19 protein-coding genes are annotated in these 17430 nt (G+C 74.9%); 12 read left to right on the top strand and 7 right to left on the bottom strand.

Annotated features, from left to right (window positions below):
- Window positions 1-233 (bottom strand): MerR family transcriptional regulator (locus tag KIK08_RS29550; protein ID WP_214406577.1); only part of this gene is annotated, 233 nt, incomplete at its 3' end.
- A gap of 182 nt (window positions 234-415) precedes the next feature.
- Between KIK08_RS29550 and KIK08_RS29545 the strand changes: the two genes are divergently transcribed.
- Genes KIK08_RS29545 through KIK08_RS29525 form a run of 5 tightly spaced genes read left to right on the top strand, consistent with a single transcriptional unit; the run spans window position 416 to window position 4890 of the window.
- Window positions 416-1228: an SDR family oxidoreductase gene (locus KIK08_RS29545; RefSeq protein ID WP_214406576.1), complete on the top strand. Its 813-nt coding sequence runs from the start codon at window positions 416-418 to the stop codon at window positions 1226-1228.
- Between the two features lie 35 nt (window positions 1229-1263).
- Entirely contained in the window at window positions 1264-2100 is an 837-nt protein-coding gene (locus tag KIK08_RS29540) for a mycofactocin-coupled SDR family oxidoreductase (RefSeq protein WP_214406575.1), read from the top strand.
- 25 nt (window positions 2101-2125) lie between these two features.
- Window positions 2126-2935 (top strand): mycofactocin-coupled SDR family oxidoreductase, encoded by an 810-nt coding sequence (locus KIK08_RS29535; protein ID WP_214406574.1) that lies wholly within the window; start codon window positions 2126-2128, stop codon window positions 2933-2935.
- 6 nt (window positions 2936-2941) lie between these two features.
- A complete protein-coding gene (locus KIK08_RS29530) occupies window positions 2942-3904 on the top strand; it encodes an AAA family ATPase (protein WP_308257971.1) in 963 nt (320 codons plus the stop codon).
- A 50-nt stretch (window positions 3905-3954) separates the two neighbouring features.
- Window positions 3955-4890, top strand: a complete 936-nt coding sequence (locus tag KIK08_RS29525; RefSeq protein ID WP_250558063.1) for a vWA domain-containing protein — start codon at window positions 3955-3957, stop codon at window positions 4888-4890.
- A gap of 477 nt (window positions 4891-5367) precedes the next feature.
- Here KIK08_RS29525 and KIK08_RS29520 read toward each other — a convergent pair whose 3' ends face one another.
- Window positions 5368-5706 (bottom strand): VOC family protein, encoded by a 339-nt coding sequence (locus KIK08_RS29520; RefSeq protein ID WP_308257970.1) that lies wholly within the window; start codon window positions 5704-5706, stop codon window positions 5368-5370.
- Between the two features lie 199 nt (window positions 5707-5905).
- Between KIK08_RS29520 and KIK08_RS29515 the strand changes: the two genes are divergently transcribed.
- Window positions 5906-6691 (top strand): alpha/beta hydrolase family protein, encoded by a 786-nt coding sequence (locus KIK08_RS29515; RefSeq protein WP_214406572.1) that lies wholly within the window; start codon window positions 5906-5908, stop codon window positions 6689-6691.
- 99 nt (window positions 6692-6790) lie between these two features.
- The gene (locus tag KIK08_RS29510) at window positions 6791-8284 is read left to right on the top strand and encodes an Nramp family divalent metal transporter (protein ID WP_214406571.1); all 1494 of its coding nucleotides are present in this window, start codon (window positions 6791-6793) and stop codon (window positions 8282-8284) included.
- A gap of 7 nt (window positions 8285-8291) precedes the next feature.
- Here KIK08_RS29510 and KIK08_RS29505 read toward each other — a convergent pair whose 3' ends face one another.
- Genes KIK08_RS29505 through KIK08_RS29495 form a run of 3 tightly spaced genes read right to left on the bottom strand, consistent with a single transcriptional unit; the run spans window position 8292 to window position 10871 of the window.
- Entirely contained in the window at window positions 8292-8993 is a 702-nt protein-coding gene (locus KIK08_RS29505) for an RraA family protein (RefSeq protein ID WP_214406570.1), read from the bottom strand.
- Window positions 8994-9033: 40 nt separating this feature from the next.
- Entirely contained in the window at window positions 9034-9933 is a 900-nt protein-coding gene (locus KIK08_RS29500; RefSeq protein ID WP_214406569.1) for an aminoglycoside phosphotransferase family protein, read from the bottom strand.
- A gap of 50 nt (window positions 9934-9983) precedes the next feature.
- Window positions 9984-10871, bottom strand: coding sequence for a PfkB family carbohydrate kinase (locus tag KIK08_RS29495; protein ID WP_214406568.1), 888 nt, complete (start codon window positions 10869-10871; stop codon window positions 9984-9986).
- Between the two features lie 136 nt (window positions 10872-11007).
- Here KIK08_RS29495 and KIK08_RS29490 point away from each other — a divergent pair, with 136 nt between their 5' ends.
- Together KIK08_RS29490 and KIK08_RS29485 are read left to right on the top strand one after the other, a co-directional pair.
- On the top strand, window positions 11008-12723 hold the full coding sequence (locus KIK08_RS29490) for an N-acyl-D-amino-acid deacylase family protein (protein ID WP_214406567.1): 1716 nt from the start codon (window positions 11008-11010) through the stop codon (window positions 12721-12723).
- Between the two features lie 170 nt (window positions 12724-12893).
- Window positions 12894-14075: a pyridoxal phosphate-dependent aminotransferase gene (locus KIK08_RS29485; protein ID WP_214406566.1), complete on the top strand. Its 1182-nt coding sequence runs from the start codon at window positions 12894-12896 to the stop codon at window positions 14073-14075.
- Between the two features lie 18 nt (window positions 14076-14093).
- Here the strand turns inward: KIK08_RS29485 and KIK08_RS29480 are convergent, their stop codons facing one another.
- Window positions 14094-14285 (bottom strand): hypothetical protein, encoded by a 192-nt coding sequence (locus KIK08_RS29480; RefSeq protein WP_214406565.1) that lies wholly within the window; start codon window positions 14283-14285, stop codon window positions 14094-14096.
- A 107-nt stretch (window positions 14286-14392) separates the two neighbouring features.
- A complete protein-coding gene (locus tag KIK08_RS29475) occupies window positions 14393-14662 on the bottom strand; it encodes a hypothetical protein (protein ID WP_214406564.1) in 270 nt (89 codons plus the stop codon).
- Window positions 14663-14832: 170 nt separating this feature from the next.
- Here KIK08_RS29475 and KIK08_RS29470 point away from each other — a divergent pair, with 170 nt between their 5' ends.
- From KIK08_RS29470 to KIK08_RS29460, 3 genes are all read left to right on the top strand, one after another.
- Window positions 14833-16362, top strand: coding sequence for a CHASE3 domain-containing protein (locus tag KIK08_RS29470; RefSeq protein WP_214406563.1), 1530 nt, complete (start codon window positions 14833-14835; stop codon window positions 16360-16362).
- A complete protein-coding gene (gene msrA / locus KIK08_RS29465) occupies window positions 16359-16874 on the top strand; it encodes a peptide-methionine (S)-S-oxide reductase MsrA (protein ID WP_214406562.1) in 516 nt (171 codons plus the stop codon). The genes KIK08_RS29470 and msrA overlap by 4 nt, the downstream gene beginning before the upstream one ends.
- Window positions 16814-17430 (top strand): hypothetical protein (locus KIK08_RS29460; RefSeq protein ID WP_214406560.1); only part of this gene is annotated, 617 nt, incomplete at its 3' end. The genes msrA and KIK08_RS29460, both read left to right, overlap by 61 nt.

Here is a 17430-nt window from a genome sequence, read left to right as displayed (position 1 = left end):
GCCGCCGCCAGGAGCCCGGCCGCGGTCGGAGGCGGGGCCGGGCCCGCCGCGACGGGAGCCGGGGGCGCGAGCGGCTCCGCGCCGCTGCGCCGCAGGTAGCGGTCGAGCTCGCCGGTGCTGTAGCGGCGGTGCCCGCCCGGCGTGCGCATCGGGGTGAGCAGGCCGGCGTCCTCGGCCGCGAGCAGGGTCGTGCGGCTCATGCCGAGCGCCTGCGCCGCCTCGCCGACGGTCATCCAGCGGTCGGTCGGTGGGGGTGCGACCACGATCGGCGCCTCCGATCCCCGCGGAACCGTTCAGCAACGATTCGACGACCTTCTCGATCGAGTGGTACACCTCACCGACGGCGATGGTCAACCGGACCTAACGGACAGTTGGCGACGGTTCCCTACGTTTCTGGACAGTTCGAGGAGGCGGGATGGGCACCCAGCTCGACCTCACCGGGCAGGTCGCGCTGGTGACCGGCGCCGCCCGCGGGCAGGGCCGGTCGCACTGCATCGCGCTGGCCGAGGCCGGCGCGGACATCGCCGCCCTCGACGTCTGCCGCGACCTCGACGTCCCCGCCTACCCGCTGGCCACCCGCGCCGACCTCGACGACGTCGTCGCCGAGGTCGAGCAGCGCGACCGGCGGGCGCTGCCCCTGGTCGCCGACGTCCGCGTCCCGGCCCAGGTGGCGGCGGCCGTGGCCGAGGTGGAGGCGGCGTTCGGCCGGCTCGACATCCTGGTCAACAACGCCGCCGTGGTCACCAGCGCCCCGTTCTGGGAACTCTCCGAGGCGCAGTGGGACGCCGTCGTGGACACCAACCTGTCCGGCGTCTGGCGCACCACCCGGGCCGCCACCGCGCTGCTGCGCCGCTCCCCACGCGGGCGGATCGTCAACATCTCCTCGACCGGGGGCGTGCGCGCGGTCGCCGAGTTCGCCCACTACGTGGCGGCCAAGCACGGCGTCGTCGGGCTGACCAAGGCGATGGCCATCGAGCTGGCCGGCGACCGGGTCACGGTCAACGCGATCCTGCCCGGCGCCGTCGACTCGCCGATGCTGGCCGGGCTGGCCGACGAGCTCGGGCTCACCCCCGCCGACGTGCACGAGCGCTGGCTGCACGACCAGCTGCTGGTCGAGGTCATCCCGCCGGCCGAGATCACCGGCGCGCTGCTCTGGCTGCTCGGCGACGCCGCCCGGCACGTCACCGGGCACTGCCTGGCCGTCGACGGGGGCGCGCTGGCCCGCTGAACCCGCACACCCACCCACGAGCTCGAGGAGGAGCGATGGGCAAGTTCGACGGCAAGGTCGTGCTGATCACCGGGGGAGCCCGCGGGCAGGGCCGCTCGCACGCGCTGCGGTTCGCCCGCGAGGGCGCCGACGTCGCGTTCTGCGACATCGCGGACCAGATCGACACCGTGCCCTACGGGATGGCGAAGGAGAGCGACCTCGCCGAGACGATCAAGCAGGTCGAGGACCTCGACCGGCGGTGCGTGGGCGTGCGCGCCGACGTCCGCGACCGCGACCAGGTCGACGGGTTCGTCCAGCAGGCCGTCTCCGAGCTGGGCCGGGTGGACTTCCTGCTGGCCAACGCCGGCATCTTCTCCTTCGGCACGGTCGCCGAGATGAGCGACACCACCTGGCGGGACATGATCGACGTCAACCTGACCGGCGTCTTCCACGCGATACGCGCGGTGCTGCCGCTGATGATCGAGCAGAACTACGGCCGGATCGTGGCCACGTCCTCGATGGCCGGCAAGGCGGGCTTCGGCAACATCGGCCACTACGTGGCCACCAAGTGGGGCGTGATCGGGCTGGTCAAGTCGGTGGCCATGGAGGTCGCCGCGAACGGCATCACCGTCAACGCGGTCTGCCCGACCACCGTGGACACCGACATGATCCAGAACCCGGCGGCCTACAAGCTCTTCCTGCCCGACGCCGGCGAGGTCACCCGGGAGGAGGCCGCCACCTCCTTCCAGGCGCTCAACCGGATCCCCGTGCCCTGGGTGGAGGCCGTCGACATCTCCAACGCGATGGCGTTCCTGTGCTCGGACGAGGCCCGCTACATCACCGGGGAGACCATCGCGGTCGCCGCCGGCCAGAACACCGCGAACGCCGGCTGAGCGCCGGTCGAGGAGAGGAGCACACATGGCAGGACGTCTCGAGGGCAAGGTCGCGCTGGTCAGCGGCGGGGCCCGCGGGCAGGGCCGCTCGCACGCGGTGCGCCTGGCCCAGGAGGGCGCCGACATCATCACCTTCGACGTGTGCCGCCAGCTGGGCACCGTCCCCTACCCGATGGCGACCTCGGAGGACCTCAAGGAGACCGTGCGCCTGGTGGAGGACCTCGACCGGCGGATCGTCGCCCGGGAGGCCGACGTCCGCGAGCTCGGGGCCGTGCAGAGCGTCGTCGACGAGGGCGTGGCCGAGTTCGGTCGGCTCGACATCGTCTGCGCCAACGCCGGCATCGCCGGGTTCGCCGAGAACACCTGGTCGCTGACCGAGGAGCAGTGGGACGAGATGATCGCGGTCAACCTGACCGGGGTCTTCAAGACGGTGCGCGCCGCGGCCCCGAAGATGATCGAGGCGGGCAACGGCGGGTCCATCGTCATCACCAGCTCCACGGCCGGGGTCAAGGGCATGCCCGGCGCCGCGCACTACGTCGCGGCCAAGCACGGCGTGGTCGGGCTGATGCGCTCGCTGGCCAACGAGCTGGCGCCGCACTCGATCCGGGTCAACACGGTGCACCCGACCGGCGTGAACACACCGATGATCCACAACGAGTTCATGGACCAGGTGCTGGGCGACGCGGAGGGCGGGATCAACCTGGAGAACGCGCTGCCGGTCGGCGAGGTCGAACCGGTGGACATCTCCAACGCGATCGTCTTCCTGTCCTCCGACGAGGGCCGCTACATCACCGGAGTCTCGCTGCCCGTCGACGCCGGCTACCTGGGCAAGTAGATGGCCGTGCCGTCCCACGCAGCACCCGACGGGGCGCCCCGCGCGAGCGGGGCGCCCGGCCCCCGTTCGACCGCCGCCGCCCGCCGCGACGAGATCGCCCGCGACGTCGTCGGCCGCCGCCGCGAGCTCGACCTCGTGCTCGCCGCGGTGACCGCCGGGCGCGACATCCTGCTGGAGGGCCCGCCCGGCACGTCGAAGTCGACGATGCTGCGCGCGATCACCGCCAACTGGGGCGTGCCGTTCGTGCTGGTCGAGGGCAACGCCGAGCTGACACCGGCCCGGCTGGTCGGCCACCACAACCCGGCCCGCGTGCTCAAGGAGGACTACTCGGCGCAGAACTTCGTGCCCGGTCCGCTGGTGGAGGCCATGACCGCGGGCGGGTTCCTCTACATCGAGGAGCTCAACCGCGCCCCGGAGGACACGCTCAACGTGCTGCTCGGGGCGATGGCCGAGCGGGCGGTCGTCGTGCCCCGGGTCGGCCAGATCGAGGCGCTGCCGACGTTCCGGGTGCTGGCCTCGATGAACCCGTTCGACGACGTCGGCACCGCGCGGATCTCCGACTCGGTCTACGACCGCTGGTGCCGGCTCGCCGTCGGCTACCAGGACGACGCCGAGGAGCGGGCCATCGTCACCGTGCGCACCGGCTCGGACGACGAGCGGCTCGTCGCCGACGGCGTGGCGCTGACCAGGGCCACCCGCGGGCACCCCGAGCTGCGCCGCGGGTCCAGCGTGCGCGGGGCGATCGACCTGGTGGCGATCGCCCACGAGCTGGCGAACCTGGGCAGCTACGACGGCGCTGACGGGCCCGACCGCCCGCGGATGGTGCTCGACGCGGCACTCCTGGCGCTGTCCGGGCGCATCGGGGTCGACGAGGCCAGCGAGCTCACCCCGGAGCAGGTGATCACCCAGATCTGGGAGGACCATTTTTTCTCGCGCCCCGGCGTGCGGCGCCGGGTCCCCACCGCCTAGACGTCGAGAGCGCCGTCCGGCTGCCCGGCTCCGGCGACGGGCCGCGCGGGTTGGCCCCGCTGCGGCGCAGGCCGAAGCAGCTCACCGAGGCGCCCGCGCTGTTCGAGACCGGGAACGGGCCGCCGCTGGTGCTCGACGCGACCGCGCTGCGGGAGCGGGGCGCGCTGCCGGCCGGGCCCACCGGCGGGCAGGGCGTGCTGGTCACCGGCCAGTCGGCGACCCGGCGCGCCGTCGACGAACTGCTGGAGGACGTGGTGCCCGACCGCGAGGTCGCCGCCATGGCCCAGCGGATCGGCCGGCGCCTGGCGATCAGCCGCCGCCCGCGCTCGGACCGCCCCGAACGCGGAGCCGGCAAGCTGGCGTCGGTGCCGTACCGGTACCGCTCCGACGACATCGACCTCGACCGCACCATCGAGGTGCTCACCGAGCGCCCGGTCCCCGAGGACACCGACATCATCGTGCGCGAACGCATGCGCTCGCGGCGGGCGGTGGTGCTCGTCGTGGACGTGTCGGGCTCGATGCGCGGGGAGAAGGTGCGCATCGCCGCGGCCACGGTGGCCGCGCTGTCCGCCGACCTGTCCGGGCACGGCGACCAGCTCGCCCTGGTGGCGTTCTGGTCCGACGCCGCCCTGCTCAAACCGCTCGGCGGGCACGTACCCCCCGGCCGGCTGCTCGACCAGCTCCTGCGCATCCCCGCCCGCGGCCTGACCAACGTGCAGTTCGCGCTGGAGGTCGCGCACGCCGAGCTGAACCGGTCGTCGGCGCGACGGCGCTCGGCGGTGCTGCTCAGCGACGCCGTGCACAACGCCGGTCCGGACCCGCGCCCGCTGGCCCGCCGGTTCCCCGAGCTGCACGTGATGCTGGAAACCGACGGGGAGCACGACCTGCCGCTGGGGGCCGACCTGGCGCGGCTCGGGCACGGGCGGTTCGCTCCGGTGGCGACGCACCGCGACGTCGCGCCGGCGCTGAACCGGCTGCTGCGCTAACCCGTCGAGAACGACGTTGTCGTGATCGACAGGGCCTGTTGATCACGACAACGTCGTTCTCGACGGGGGGCGGCGGGGCGCGGCTGGGCGAGAGCGGCTCTCGTCCAACGAGGCTGGGCGAAAGCCGCGCTCGTCCCGCGCCGCCCGCTCTCCGGGGGACGCCGCCGAGTTGGACGAGAGCCGCTCTCGTACGACCAGGTTGGACGAGAACCACGCTCGTGCGGCCGCGTCGCCCGCGCAGCACCGCGGGTGTGCTCGCAGCGCGAGAGGTGGGCTCGCAGCCCGCCGGCGCGCTGCGACAACCCAGCCGAGGCTGCGACGTCCACCACCAGCGCTGCGAGTCCAAGCCAGCCCTGCGAGATCACCCTCCCCTTCGTTGCCTCTGGCCGCACCAGCACGGCTCTCGTCCAACCCGCCGCCCGCACGACCTGCCGCACAGTTCCCGATCGTCCTGACGGGGGCGTGTCAGGCCGGGGATCAGGAGGACGTCAGGCAGAAGGGGTGGCCGGCCGGGTCCAGGAGCACCCGCCAGCGCCCGTCGCCGGGCTGGTGGGCCGGTTTGACCGCGCCGAGTTCCAGCGCCCGCTCCTCCACCGCATCGAGGTCGTCGGCGCGGAGGTCCAGGTGGAACTGCTGTGGCACGTCCTGACCCGGCCACTGCGGGGCCCGGTACCGGTCGACCCTCTGGAACCCCAGGTCGCAGCCGGAGGCGTCGGTCAGCGCGACGAACTCGTCGGAGCTGAAGAGCTCGCGCATCCCGGTGAGTGCACCGTAGAAGCCCGCCAGCACCCGCGGGTCGGGGCAGTCCAGGGTCACCCCGCGCAGTACGGCGCGTGCGGCTGTCTCCGCATGCCGTTGCTGCCCGCGATCACCGACCACGGCCGCACCGTACCCGCCACATCGATCACTGCAGTAGCGGTTTCCCCTGCCGCACAACAGCGGTCAGGCCGGACGGTTCGGCGGAGTAGCGGCGCCGCCACCGGGGTACTCGGCTGATCAGCAGGAGGAGGGGATCATGCCGGTGTCCAGCGTGCAGGCCATGGCCGAAGTGCCGGTCACGACCGCGTTGACCGCCGTCGCCGACGTGTGCGGACGGCTGACCGCGCTGGCCGGCGCCGTGACCGGGCGGCCGGAGCCGCCCGGGGCGGTGCGCGATGACTGGCTCGGCAGCGGGCCGGTCGTCATCGTCGGCGGGGTCGGCACCACCCCGTTCGGGCTGGAGCCCCTGCGGCGCTGGGTCGAGCGCCTGGGCTACCGGGCCGTCCTGCACACCGCCGGCATCGGCACCGGGTGCGGCGAGCGCAGCGTGGCGCGGCTGCGCGAGGTGATCGAGCGGGTCGACGAGGGCGACGGCGTGGGGGTCGTGGCGCACAGCCGGGGCGGGCAGTTCGCCCGGGTCGCCGCCGTCGGCGGCGCGCCCGTGCGTTCCCTGGTCACCCTCGGCTCGCCGTTCGACGTGACCCGCATGACCGCGTCCATGGTGGTCGCCGCCACCGTCGTCGGCGCGATCGGCAGCATGGGCCTGCCCGGGATCGCGACGCTCGAATGCCTGCGCGGGCCGTGCTGCGCCGAGTTCCGCGACGCCCTGCGCGCGCCGCTGGACGTGCCGTTCACCTCGGTGTTCACCCGCGGCGACCGGGTCGTGCCGTGGCGGGCCTCGCTGGACGACGGGGCGGACAACGTCGAGGTCGGCGGCGGGCACCTGGGCCTGCTCGAACGCGCCGACGCGCTGCACGCGGTGGCCAGTGGGCTCGCCGCCCGGCCGGTGAGCGCGCTGCGCCCGCTGGCGCCGACCGGTTAGATCGCCCGAACGGCATCCAAGATCAATGCTCTTGCTGTCGTGCGGGGACCGGCGCGCCGACGTACCGTTCGCAGCCATCGGCACTGACGAGGGGGACGCATGGCGAAGCCCGGCGGTCCGGAGGTCTCCGGCAGCAGCAGCGACGACAGCACGGCCCACGGCACGGGGCAGGGTGCGGACCACGGCGTCGTGGCCGCCTTCCCGGCCCGTCACATGCCCCCGCCGACGGTCCGCGACCTGCCCGACGCGCCGCGGTCCTACTGGCGGCTGATCGGGCCCGGGATCGTGGCCGCCGGGGTGGGCCTGGCCTCCGGCGAGTTCATCATCTTCCCCTACATCGCCTCCCAGGTCGGGCTGGTGTTCGTGTGGGCGGCGATCGTCGGGCTGCTCACCCAGTACGTGCTGAACATGGAGATCGAGCGCTACGCCCTCGCCACGGGCGAGACCGCGCTCACCGGGTTCAGCCGCTACTGGCGGCACTGGGGTCTGGTCTTCGCGATCCTGACCTACTTCGCGAACCTGTGGCCCGGCTGGGTCACCAGCTCGGCCACGCTGGTCACCTACCTGTTCGGCGGCACCGCGGCGTGGATCGCGATCGGCATGCTCGTGGTGATCGGACTGATCCTCACCCTGGCCCCGCGCATCTACGTGGCCCTGGAGCGGGCCCAGATGGTCAAGGTCGCCGCGGTCGTGCTGCTGTTCGTGGTCGGCGCGATCTTCGCGATCGGCGCCCCGGCCTGGCGCGACCTGCCCCAGGTCGTCACCAACCCGCAGATCCCCGCCGAGCAGCTCGGCTTCGCGACGCTGCTGGGCGCGCTGGCCTTCGCCGGCGCGGGCGGCGGGCAGAACCTCGTGCAGGCCAACTGGATCCGCGACAAGGGCTTCGGGATGGGCCACTTCGTCCCGCACCTTGTCAGCCCGATCACCGGTGAGCCGGAGGCCGTGCCCAGCACCGGATACATCTTCCGGCCCGACGAGCGCAACATGTCCCGCTGGCACGGCTGGTGGCGCTTCGCCAACGTCGAGCAGCTCACGACGTTCGTGCTGATCACGTTCCTGACGATCCTGTTCACCTCGCTGCTGGCCTACGCCACGGTGTACGGCAAGCCCGACCTGGAAAACAACATCAGCTTCATCCGCACCGAGGGCGAGGTGCTCGGCGAGCGCGTCGGGGCGTGGTTCCAGTACTTCTTCTGGTTCGTCGGGGCGCTGGCCCTGTTCGCCGCCGCGCTGGGCATCGTCGACTACACCAGCCGCCTCGCCGCCGACGTCATCACCACCTCCTACGCCCGCGACGCCAACGAGAGCAAGATCTACGCCGGGCTGGTGTGGGGGCTGGTGGCCATCGGCATCGCGGTGCTGCTGGTCGGGTTCGACCAGCCGCTCGTGCTGGTCATCATCTCCGCCTGCGTCGGCGGGTTCATGATGTTCATCTACTCCGGCCTGCTGATCCTGATCAACCGGAAGGTGCTGCCGGCGCCGATCCGGGTGCGGGGGTGGCGGCTGGCCGGCCTGGTGTGGTCGATCCTGCTGTTCGGGGTGCTCTCGGCGCTGACGTTCCGCGACCAGCTGGCCAAGCTCTTCGGCGGGTAGCGCCGCCCTACCCGGCGGCGCCGCCGTCGCCGCGCAGCTCCGCGATCCGGGCGTCGATCCCGAGTACCTCGGCGATCGACGCCCCGCCCGCCATCCCGTCCCGCCAGGACCGCTCCTTCCCGGCCACCGCGCGGGTCCGCTCCAGCACGTCGGCCGCGTGCCGCAGCGGGATGACGACGACGCCGCTGCCGTCGGCGCGGACGATGTCGCCTGGGGAGACGGTGACCCCACCGCACTGGACGACCACGTTCAGCGCGCCCGGGCCCTCGTTGGAGCGGGTGGCCGGGTGGGTGCCGCGGGCGAACACCGGGATGCCGACGTCGACCAGGTCGTCGAGGTCGCGCACGGCGCCGTCGACGACGAGGCCGGCGCCGCCGCGGCGGCGGATGTCGCCGCCGATGATGTCGCCGATGAGCGCGGCGTCGGTGTGCCCGGCGCCGTCGATCACCACGACGTCGCCGGGGCGGACCAGGTCGGGGGACTTGAGCACGAACAGGATGTCGCCGGGCTTGGTCCACAGCGTCAGCGCGGGCCCGCAGACCTCGGTCGCCGGGGTCAGCGCCCGGATGCCGGGGCCGACGACGCCCACCGGGCCGCCGCAGTCGGCGATCTGGGTGGTGGGGAAGCGGGCCAGCTCGTCGACCAGCTCGGCCGGCGGGCGGGGGGCGTCGTGCTCGACCGTCCATTGGTCGGGGTGCCAGCGGCTCATCGTTCTCCTCGGGGCGGGTCGCCGCCCGAACGTACGCGGGTCAGCCGCCGTGCGCGGCGCGGTGCTCGGCCAGCACCTCGCGCACCACCCGGGCGTGCTCGCCGGCGTCCGGGGCCGCCGAGGGCGCGTCGGCGGCCAGCGTGATGAGCGCCTTCCACAGCGCCCAGCCGCGTCCGCGCGCCCACATCGCCGGGTCGGCCGCCACCGCCTCCCGGAACGCGGCCCGGGCCGCGCCGCGCAGGAGGGTCCAGCAGACGACCAGGTCGCAGGCGGGGTCGCCGACGCCGCTGGTCCCGAAGTCGATGACGCCGGTGAGCCGGCCCGCCCCGTCGACCAGCAGGTTGCCCGCGGCCACGTCGCCGTGGAACCACACCGGGCGTCCCCTCCAGGTGGCGTCGAGCGCGGCTTCCCAGGTGTCGAGCGCGAGGCCGGCGTCGACCCGCGCGCCGAGGGCGTCGATGGTGGCTCGGGTCTCGGCGTCGTAGACGCGCAGGTCGCCGCCGCGGTGGAAGTTGTGCGCGCCGGCGAGCGGGCCGCCTGCGGTGTCGACGCCGCCCAGCGCGGCCAGGAAGGTGGCGAGGTCGCGGGCGAAGGCCACCGGGTCGCCGATGCGGCCGGGGGCCGCCGGGCGGCCCTCGATCCAGCGGCGCACCGACCACGGCCACGGGTAGCCGCAGCCGGGCGCGCCCAGCCCGAGCGGCTCGGGCACCGCCACCGGCAACCGGGGCGCCAGCCGCGGCAGCCACTCGTGCTCCTTGCCCACGGCCGCGACGTAGCCCTGCGCGGTGGGCAGGCGCACCGTCATCGTGGCGCCGAGGCGGAACGTGCGGTTGTCCCAGCCCCCGACCTCGACCGGGGTCACCGCCAGGTCGGCCCAGTGCGGGAACTGCGCGGCGACCAGCCGGGCCGCCAGCTCGACGTCGATCTCCTCGCGGTCCACGTCGGGCGATCCTGCACGGCCGGTCCGGTGCCGGTCGCGCGGTTTTCCGGTCAGCGCCCGCCCAGCGCCGGGCGGCCGCCGGCGCGCGACACCGTGTCGGCGGTGGCCTCGACGGCCCAGCGCAGGGCGCGGCCGGGGTCGTCGCCGTCGAGGAGAGCGACGGTGAGGGCGGCGGTGAGCGTGTCGCCGCCGCCGGTGGTGTCGACGACCGGGGTGTCGTCGAACGGGACGAACAGCTCGCCGTCCGCCCAGGCCGCCACGTTGCCGGCGCCCTCGACGCCCAGCACGACGATCGACGGCCCGGCGTCGAGCAGCCGGTGCGCAGCCGCGAGGACGCGACCGACGTCGTCGGTGGCCAGGTCGGCGTCCAGCAGCAGGGCGGCCTCGGCGGGGTCGGCGCGCAGGACGTCCACGGCGGCCAGCAGCGCGGTCCGCGCGTCGGGCTCGGGAGCGCCGTCGAGCACGACCAGCGCGTCGGTCCCGGCGGCCCGCGCGCACCGCCGCAGCGCCGCGCCTGGCTGCTGAGCCTGCAGCACGACCGCGCGCGCGGCGGCCAGGGCCGGCTCGGCGGGGGCGACGTCCTCGGGGGTCAGCAGGACGGCGGCGGGGAGGTGCTGCAGGTAGCGCCACCGTCCGTCGTCCTCGAGCACTTCGACGACCAGCCCGGTCGCGGCGCCCGGCCGGCGGACGACGTGGCGGGTGTCGACGCCGTCCGCGGCGGCCTGCGCCAGCAGCCCGTCGGCCACCTCGTCGGACCCGGCGACCGCGAGCAGCCCGACCCGCGCGCCCAGCCGGGCGGCGGCGACCGCGCAGTTCGCGCCCTTGCCGCCGAGCACCTCGCGGCGTTCCCGCACGTCGGCCGCCGCGCCCGCGCCGGGCAGCGCGTCGACCCGCAGCACCAGGTCGCGGGCGAGCTGCCCGGCCACCACCACGTCCATGCCGACCGGGTACCCGCACCGGCCGGGAGCGCATGCTTAGCATTGCTCTGATCGAGCGGGAACGGCCCGGCGTGGTTCCGCCGGTCGTGGTCGGCGGGCTATCAAGGGGGACCGACCGCGACGGAGGGGGACGGGTGTGGCCGAGCACGACCTGGTGGTCCGAGGGGGATCGGTCCTCGACGGCAACGGCGGCGCGGCCCGCACCGCCGACGTCGCGATCGACGGCGAGCGCATCGTCGAGGTGGGCCGGGTGGCCGGCACCGGCCGCCGGGAGATCGACGCCGACGGCGCGGTGGTGGCACCCGGCTTCGTCGACATCCACACCCACTACGACGGCCAGGCCACCTGGGAGTCGCGGCTGCAGCCGTCCTCCTGGCACGGGGTCACCACGGTCGTGTCCGGCAACTGCGGCGTCGGGTTCGCCCCGGCCCTGCCCGAGCACCGCGACCGGCTGATCGACCTCATGGAGGGCGTCGAGGACATCCCGGGCATCGCCCTGCACGAGGGCCTGCGCTGGAACTGGCTGTCCTTCCCCGAGTACCTCGACGTGCTCGAGGCCCGCCACTACGACGTCGACCTCGCCACCCAGGTGCCGCACGCCGCGCTGCGCGTGCACGCCATGGGCAGGCGCGCCGCCGCGCACGAGGAGGCCACCGGCGAAGAGGTGGCGCTGATGGCCGAGCTCGCCGCGGAGGCGGTGCGGGCCGGGGCGCTGGGCTTCTCCACCTCCCGCACGCTCAACCACAAGAGCATCGACGGCGAGCTCACCCCCTCCTACGGGCTGGGCGCCGCCGAGCTGGTGGCGATCGCGCGCGCCATCGGCGAGACCGGCACCGGCGTGCTGCAGCTGGTCAGCGACTTCCCGGAGCCGGAGCAGGAGTTCGCCCTCATCCGGGAGATGGTCGGGGCGTCCGGGCGGCCGCTGTCGTTCTCGCTGGTGCAGTTCCCCCACGACCTCGACCGGCACCGGCGCGTCCTGGCCATGGTCGACCAGGCCTGGGCCGACGGGCTGCCGGTGCGCGCCCAGGTCGCCGCCCGGGCGGTCGGGGTGATCATGGGCTTGGAGAACACGCTCAACCCGTTCATGACCAACCCCGTCTGGCGGCAGCTGGCCGAGCTGACGCCGGGGGAGCAGGCCGCGCGGATGCGCGAGCCCGACCTGCGCGCGCGGATCCTGCGGGCGCACACCGGTGAGGCGGACCGCAACCGGCTGGGCGGCAGGCTGATCCAGCGCTTCGAGTACATGTTCGAGCTGGCCGACCCGCCGGACTACGAGCCGCCGGTGTCGCAGAACATCGCCGCGCGGGCCCGGCGCGAGGGCCGCGAGCCGGTCGAGCTGGCCTACGACATCGTCGCCGCGGGCGGGATGCTCTACCTGCCCAGCCTCAACTACGCCCGCGGCGACCTCGACGACCTGCACGAGATGCTGCTGCACCCGCACGTGCTGCCCGGGCTGTCCGACGGCGGCGCGCACGTCGGCACGATCTGCGACGGCAGCTTCCCCACCACCCTCGTGCAGCACTGGACGCGCGACCGCGCGGGCGCCCGCCTGGAGCTGCCCTACGTGGTGCAGCGCCAGGCCCGCGACACCGCGCGCGCGGTCGGGCTGCTCGACCGGGGCGTGCTCGAACCCGGCTACCGCGCCGACCTCATCGTCATGGACGTCGACGGGATGCGGCTGCACCGCCCGGAGATGCGCGCCGACCTGCCGGCCGGCGGGCGCAGGCTGCTGCAGCGGGCCGACGGCTACCGGTACACGGTCGTCGCGGGCCGGGTGACCTACGTCGACGGCCGGGAGACCGACGCCCTGCCCGGGCGGCTGATCCGGGGGGCCCGCCCGGCGCCGGCGTGAGGGCCCGTCGAAAACGACGTTGTCGTGATCCACAGGCCCTGTTGATCACGACAACTTCGTTCTCGACGGGGGCGGGTGCGCCGGGTGATCTCGACATCCGGCCGGGCATGCGGAACTGTCGCATCGGCGCGGGCGGGCGTCCGCGCGTCGACGCAGCAGGGGGAGGGCGGGTGCCGCGCACCAGCGCCAAGGCCGACGCGTTCACCGAGTCGGTGATCCGGGAGACCTTCCGGCTCGCCGCCCGGCACGGGGCCATCAACCTCGGCCAGGGCTTCCCGGACTTCCCGTGCCCGCCCGAGCTCAAGGACGCCGCCTGCGCGGCGATCGCGGCCGACGACAACCAGTACCCCATGACCTACGGCACGCCGCAGCTGCGCGCGGCCATCGCCGCCAAGACCGCGCGTACCTACCCGGGGTGGGCGGTCGACCCCGAGACCGAGCTGTGCGTGACCTGCGGGGCCACCGAGGCCCTGGTCGCCGTGACGTTCGCGCTGCTCGACCCGGGCGACGAGGTCGTCGTGTTCGAGCCCTGGTACGAGAACTACCGACCGGACGCCATCCTGGCCGGCGCCGTGCCCCGGCCGGTGCGGATGCGCGAGCCCGACTGGTCGTTCGACGAGGCCGAGTTGCGCGCGGCCTTCGGGCCGCGGACCAAGGCCGTCTTCCTCTGCCACCCGAACAACCCGACCGGCAAGGTCTACCGGGCCGAGGAGCTGGCGCTGCTGGCCGAGCTGTGCCAGCGCTGGGACGCGGTGCTGGTGGTCGACTCGATCTACGAGCACATCCACCAGCTCGGCCCCGGCGGCTACCTGCCGCCGGCGCTCGTCCCCGGCCTCGAGGACCGCACGATCACGGTCAACGCCCTGTCCAAGACCTACGCCGTGACCGGCTGGCGGGTGGGCTGGACCATCGCCCCGGCGGAGCTCACCGCGGCGATCCGCAAGGTCCACGACTTCCTCACCATCGCCGCGCCCGCCCCGCTGCAGGCCGCGGGCGTGGCCGCCATGGCGATGCCGCCCGACTACTACGCCGCCCTGGCCGCGGCCTACCGCGAGCGCCGCGACCTGCTCTGCGACGCGCTCGAACGGATCGGGTTCGACCTGCGCCGCCCGGAGGGCTCCTACTACGTCCTGTGCGACACCGCCGGCCTCGACCCGGCGGCCGACGGGGTCGCCTTCGCCCACAGGCTGATCACCCAGGTCGGGGTGTCCTGCGTGCCGGCGGTGTCGTTCTGGCGGCCGGAGAACGCCGAGCACGGGCGGGCCAAGGTGCGCTTCGCGTTCCCCAAGCGGCGCGAGACGCTGCTGGCCGCGATCGAGAAGCTGGAGAAGCTGACCGGATCGTCGGGTTAGCGCGGGGTTGGCGCGGTCCTACTCCGCTCCGGCCGCCTTGCGGGCCAGCAGGTAGCGCAGCTCGGTCTCGGTGGCGGCGTCGAACTCGGCCGGTGTCAGGTAGATCGTGGACCGGTCGTCGCTGACCGCCACCAGGTCGCCGCGGCTGCCCGGCGGGGCCGGGTCGCCGAGGGGGTTCTGCAGGAGCCGCCGGACGGCGAACTCGGTCACCGCGGGCCCGCCGGGCGGGAGCCGGGTGACCCGGACATGGACGGCACATGACCATCGTCCCGCATCCGGGTGTACGCGCAATGGCCGTCTCTCCGCGCCGGGGGCGCTCAGGCCGCGGCCGTTCCCGGCGTGCGCAGGGCCCGCCGGCCCGCCGCCGTGACGACCGCGGCGACGCGCTGCCCCACCAGGCACACCGCGCTCGGGGCGATCAGGCCGGCGCGGGCCAGCCGGTGCGCGGCCGCCTGGTCGCAGCAGTACCGGCCGTCGAGCAGCAGGTCGGGCTCGGTGCCCCCGGTCAGCTCGGCGGTCCCGGCGGCCACCGCGCGCAGGATCGCCCGGTCGCGTCCGGTCAGCGGCTCTTCGGTCGGATGCCTCATCGTCGTTCCTCCCCTGGTCGTGCCCCCGCGATCCCGATGCGGGTGACCGAGGACACACGTGCCCGGGGTGAGTTCGGTTCGATGTCGTGGTGGACCGGATACCCAGCGTGATCATCGCCGGCCCTGATCGGCGGTCGCGGCGACCACCGACGCGGTGCAGGGTCGGCCGGGTGGCCGCACCGGTGCCCGCACCCCTGTCCCTGCGCCGGCGGGCCGTGCTGGTCGTGGTCGGCCTGGCAGTGGTGCTCACCGGCGCCGTCGCCGCGGCCCTGACGGCCCAGGAGCGGGCCGCCGCGGCCACCACCGGGCTGACCGAGCGGGCGATGCCGGCGCTGGTCGCCGTCGAGCGGATGCACCGCGCGTTCGCGGACCAGGGGACCGCCGTCCGCGGCTACCTGCTGACCGGCCGCGACGCGCTGCTCGAGCCCTACCGCGCCGCCCCGGTGCTGCTCGCCGAGCAGGAGCGGGTGCTGCGCGCCGCCGTCGCCGACCGGGCAGTCCTCGCCATTCTCGACGCCGCGCTCGCCGCCCACCGGGAGTGGCTCGCGGCGGCGGAACCCGCGATCGCGCTCCGCTCCCAGGGGCGGCAGGGCGAGCTGGACGAGATGATCGCCCGCGGCCCGGGTGCGCCGCTCTTCGCCGACCTGCGCGCCGACGTCGACGCCCTGCGGGGTGCCATCGAGGACCGCGTCGCCGCCGAGGTGGCGCGGGTGCGGGCCGTCCGGTCGACGCGGACGTGGATCCTCGGCGGCGCGATCGGGCTCGGCCTGCTGGGCGCGGCGCTGGCCGTCGTGGGGCTGCGGCGCGCGGTGAGCCGCCCGATCGCCGACCTGATCGAGTCCGTCGAGCAGGTGGCCGCGGGCGACCTGGACCGCCGCGTGCCGACCGGCGGGCCGCCCGAGCTCGCCGCGGTCGGCGCCGCCGTCGACCGCATGCGCGCCGCGCTCGACGACCACCGCCGCGCGGCCGTTCGGGCCGCCGCGCTGCGCGAGTCCGACCGGGTGGCCGCCGACCTGCGCGACGGTGCGGTCCGCAGGCTGCTGACCATCGCCACCGCGCTGACCTCGCTGGGCGCGCGGAACCCGCGGCTCGCCGGGCCGCTGTCCGGGCAGGTGGACGAGCTCGACCGGGCCGTCGCCGACATCCGCGCCGCCGCGGTGGGCGCTCCGCGCAGCGGGGCGGGCGCGGGGCACGCGCTGGCGGCGCGCGTCGCCGTGGAGCTGGCCAGGAGCCCCGCACTGGCCGGCGTGCACCCGGCGCTGCACGTGGGACCCCGGGCGGGGCCCGACCTGCCGGCGCACGTCGAGGACGACCTCCTGGCGGCGCTCGCGGTCTCGGTCGAGGAGCTGGACGGCGCGGTCGGCGGCCCCGACGACGTCGAGGTCGAGCTGTCGATCACGGCCGAGCGGGTGTGCCTGCGGTTGTTCGTGCGCGGCACCGCCGCCTGGCCGAAGGTCGCCCGGCTGGCCGAGCGGAGTCCGTCCGACGCCGCCCGGTGCCGGGTCCTGCCGGCCGTGGGCGGTCGCACGGTCGTCGAATGGGCCGTCCCCCTCGACGCGGCGCGACGGCCGCCGGGTTTCCGCCCGCCAGGAGGTGGCGGCCCGGCCCCCGGGTCGCCGCGCGCCCCCCTTGCCCGGAACATCGTCGTCCAGGACGGTGTTGAACGAGTCGTAATCGACGCCGAGGAAGGCACACGATGAGGACCGAGACTGCGATCCTGGCCGCGGGCTGCTTCTGGGGGGCCCAGGAGCTGCTCCGCGCCCGCCCCGGGGTGATCTCGACGCGGGTGGGCTACTCCGGAGGCGACACCCCGAACGCCACCTACCGCAACCACGGCGACCACGCCGAGGCCGTCGAGGTCGTGTTCGACCCCGACGTGATCTCCTTCCGCGAGGTGCTGGAGTTCTTCTTCCAGATCCACGACCCGTCGACGCGCGACCGCCAGGGCAACGACATCGGCCGCAGCTACCGCTCGGCGATCTTCTACACCAGCGACGAGCAGCGCCGGGTGGCCCTGGACACGATCGCCGACGTGGACGCCTCCGGCCTGTGGCCGGGCCGGGTCGTCACCGACGTGGCCCCGGCCGGCCCGTTCTGGGAGGCCGAGGAGGAGCACCAGGACTACCTGCAGAAGTACCCCTACGGCTACACGTGCCACTTCGTGCGGCCCGGCTGGGTGCTGCCGCGCAGGCAGGCGGAGACCGCGAGCTGACCGCGGCCGGCGCGCTGCTGGCCCGGGCCGAGCGCTCGGGCACCGCGCGCGACTGGCTCGCGTTCATCGCCGCCCTCGCCGACGCGGGGCGGCCGCTGGAGGCGGTGCGCCACCTGCGCCTGCTGTGGCGCGGCGTCCCGGCGTCGGCCGCGCTCGGCGAGGCCGGGGCGCTCGACCGGTCGGTGTTCCTGCTCAACGGCGGGGCGATCGCCCTGGACACCGGCCTGCGCGCCGTCGGCGGGCTCTGGTGCGCGCTGGCCCGCTCCTCGCCCCACCCGGACGTCCGGTACCTGGCCGGGGCGAACCTGGGGGCCGGCGCCGCGCGACGCGAGCGGGCGCTCCGACCGGACACGGTGCTGGAGGCCACGTCGCTGCTGGTCGAGGTCGTGGCGACGGGCGCAGCGGACGAGGCCGCCGCGGCGGTCGCCGATCTGGAGGGGATGGTGGCGGTGGCGCCCCGCGCGCTGCCGCCGCGGATCGGGCTGGCCCGGGCGCTGCGGGAAGCCGGCCGCGCGGCGCAGGCCGCCGAGCAGGCCGAGCGCGCCGTGGCCGCGGC

Origin of the sequence: Pseudonocardia lacus (genome assembly GCF_018531445.1) — a bacterium.
GTDB classification, from domain to species: Bacteria; Actinomycetota; Actinomycetes; order Mycobacteriales; family Pseudonocardiaceae; genus Pseudonocardia; species Pseudonocardia lacus.
The sequence above is the reverse complement of the archived record's forward strand: the minus strand, read 5'-3'. Positions and strand labels throughout refer to the sequence as shown.

Excerpts from the sequence above, each read along its gene's own strand:
- KIK08_RS29545 (WP_214406576.1), top strand. The coding sequence starts at position 416 with ATGGGCACCCAGCTCGACCTCACCGGGCAGGTCGCGCTGGTGACCGGC.
- KIK08_RS29540 (WP_214406575.1), top strand. The coding sequence starts at position 1,264 with ATGGGCAAGTTCGACGGCAAGGTCGTGCTGATCACCGGGGGAGCCCGC.
- KIK08_RS29535 (WP_214406574.1), top strand. The coding sequence starts at position 2,126 with ATGGCAGGACGTCTCGAGGGCAAGGTCGCGCTGGTCAGCGGCGGGGCC.
- KIK08_RS29515 (WP_214406572.1), top strand. The coding sequence starts at position 5,906 with ATGCCGGTGTCCAGCGTGCAGGCCATGGCCGAAGTGCCGGTCACGACC.
- KIK08_RS29510 (WP_214406571.1), top strand. The coding sequence starts at position 6,791 with ATGGCGAAGCCCGGCGGTCCGGAGGTCTCCGGCAGCAGCAGCGACGAC.
- KIK08_RS29505 (WP_214406570.1), bottom strand. The coding sequence starts at position 8,993 with ATGAGCCGCTGGCACCCCGACCAATGGACGGTCGAGCACGACGCCCCC.
- KIK08_RS29495 (WP_214406568.1), bottom strand. The coding sequence starts at position 10,871 with ATGGACGTGGTGGTGGCCGGGCAGCTCGCCCGCGACCTGGTGCTGCGG.
- KIK08_RS29475 (WP_214406564.1), bottom strand. The coding sequence starts at position 14,662 with ATGAGGCATCCGACCGAAGAGCCGCTGACCGGACGCGACCGGGCGATC.
- msrA (WP_214406562.1), top strand. The coding sequence starts at position 16,359 with ATGAGGACCGAGACTGCGATCCTGGCCGCGGGCTGCTTCTGGGGGGCC.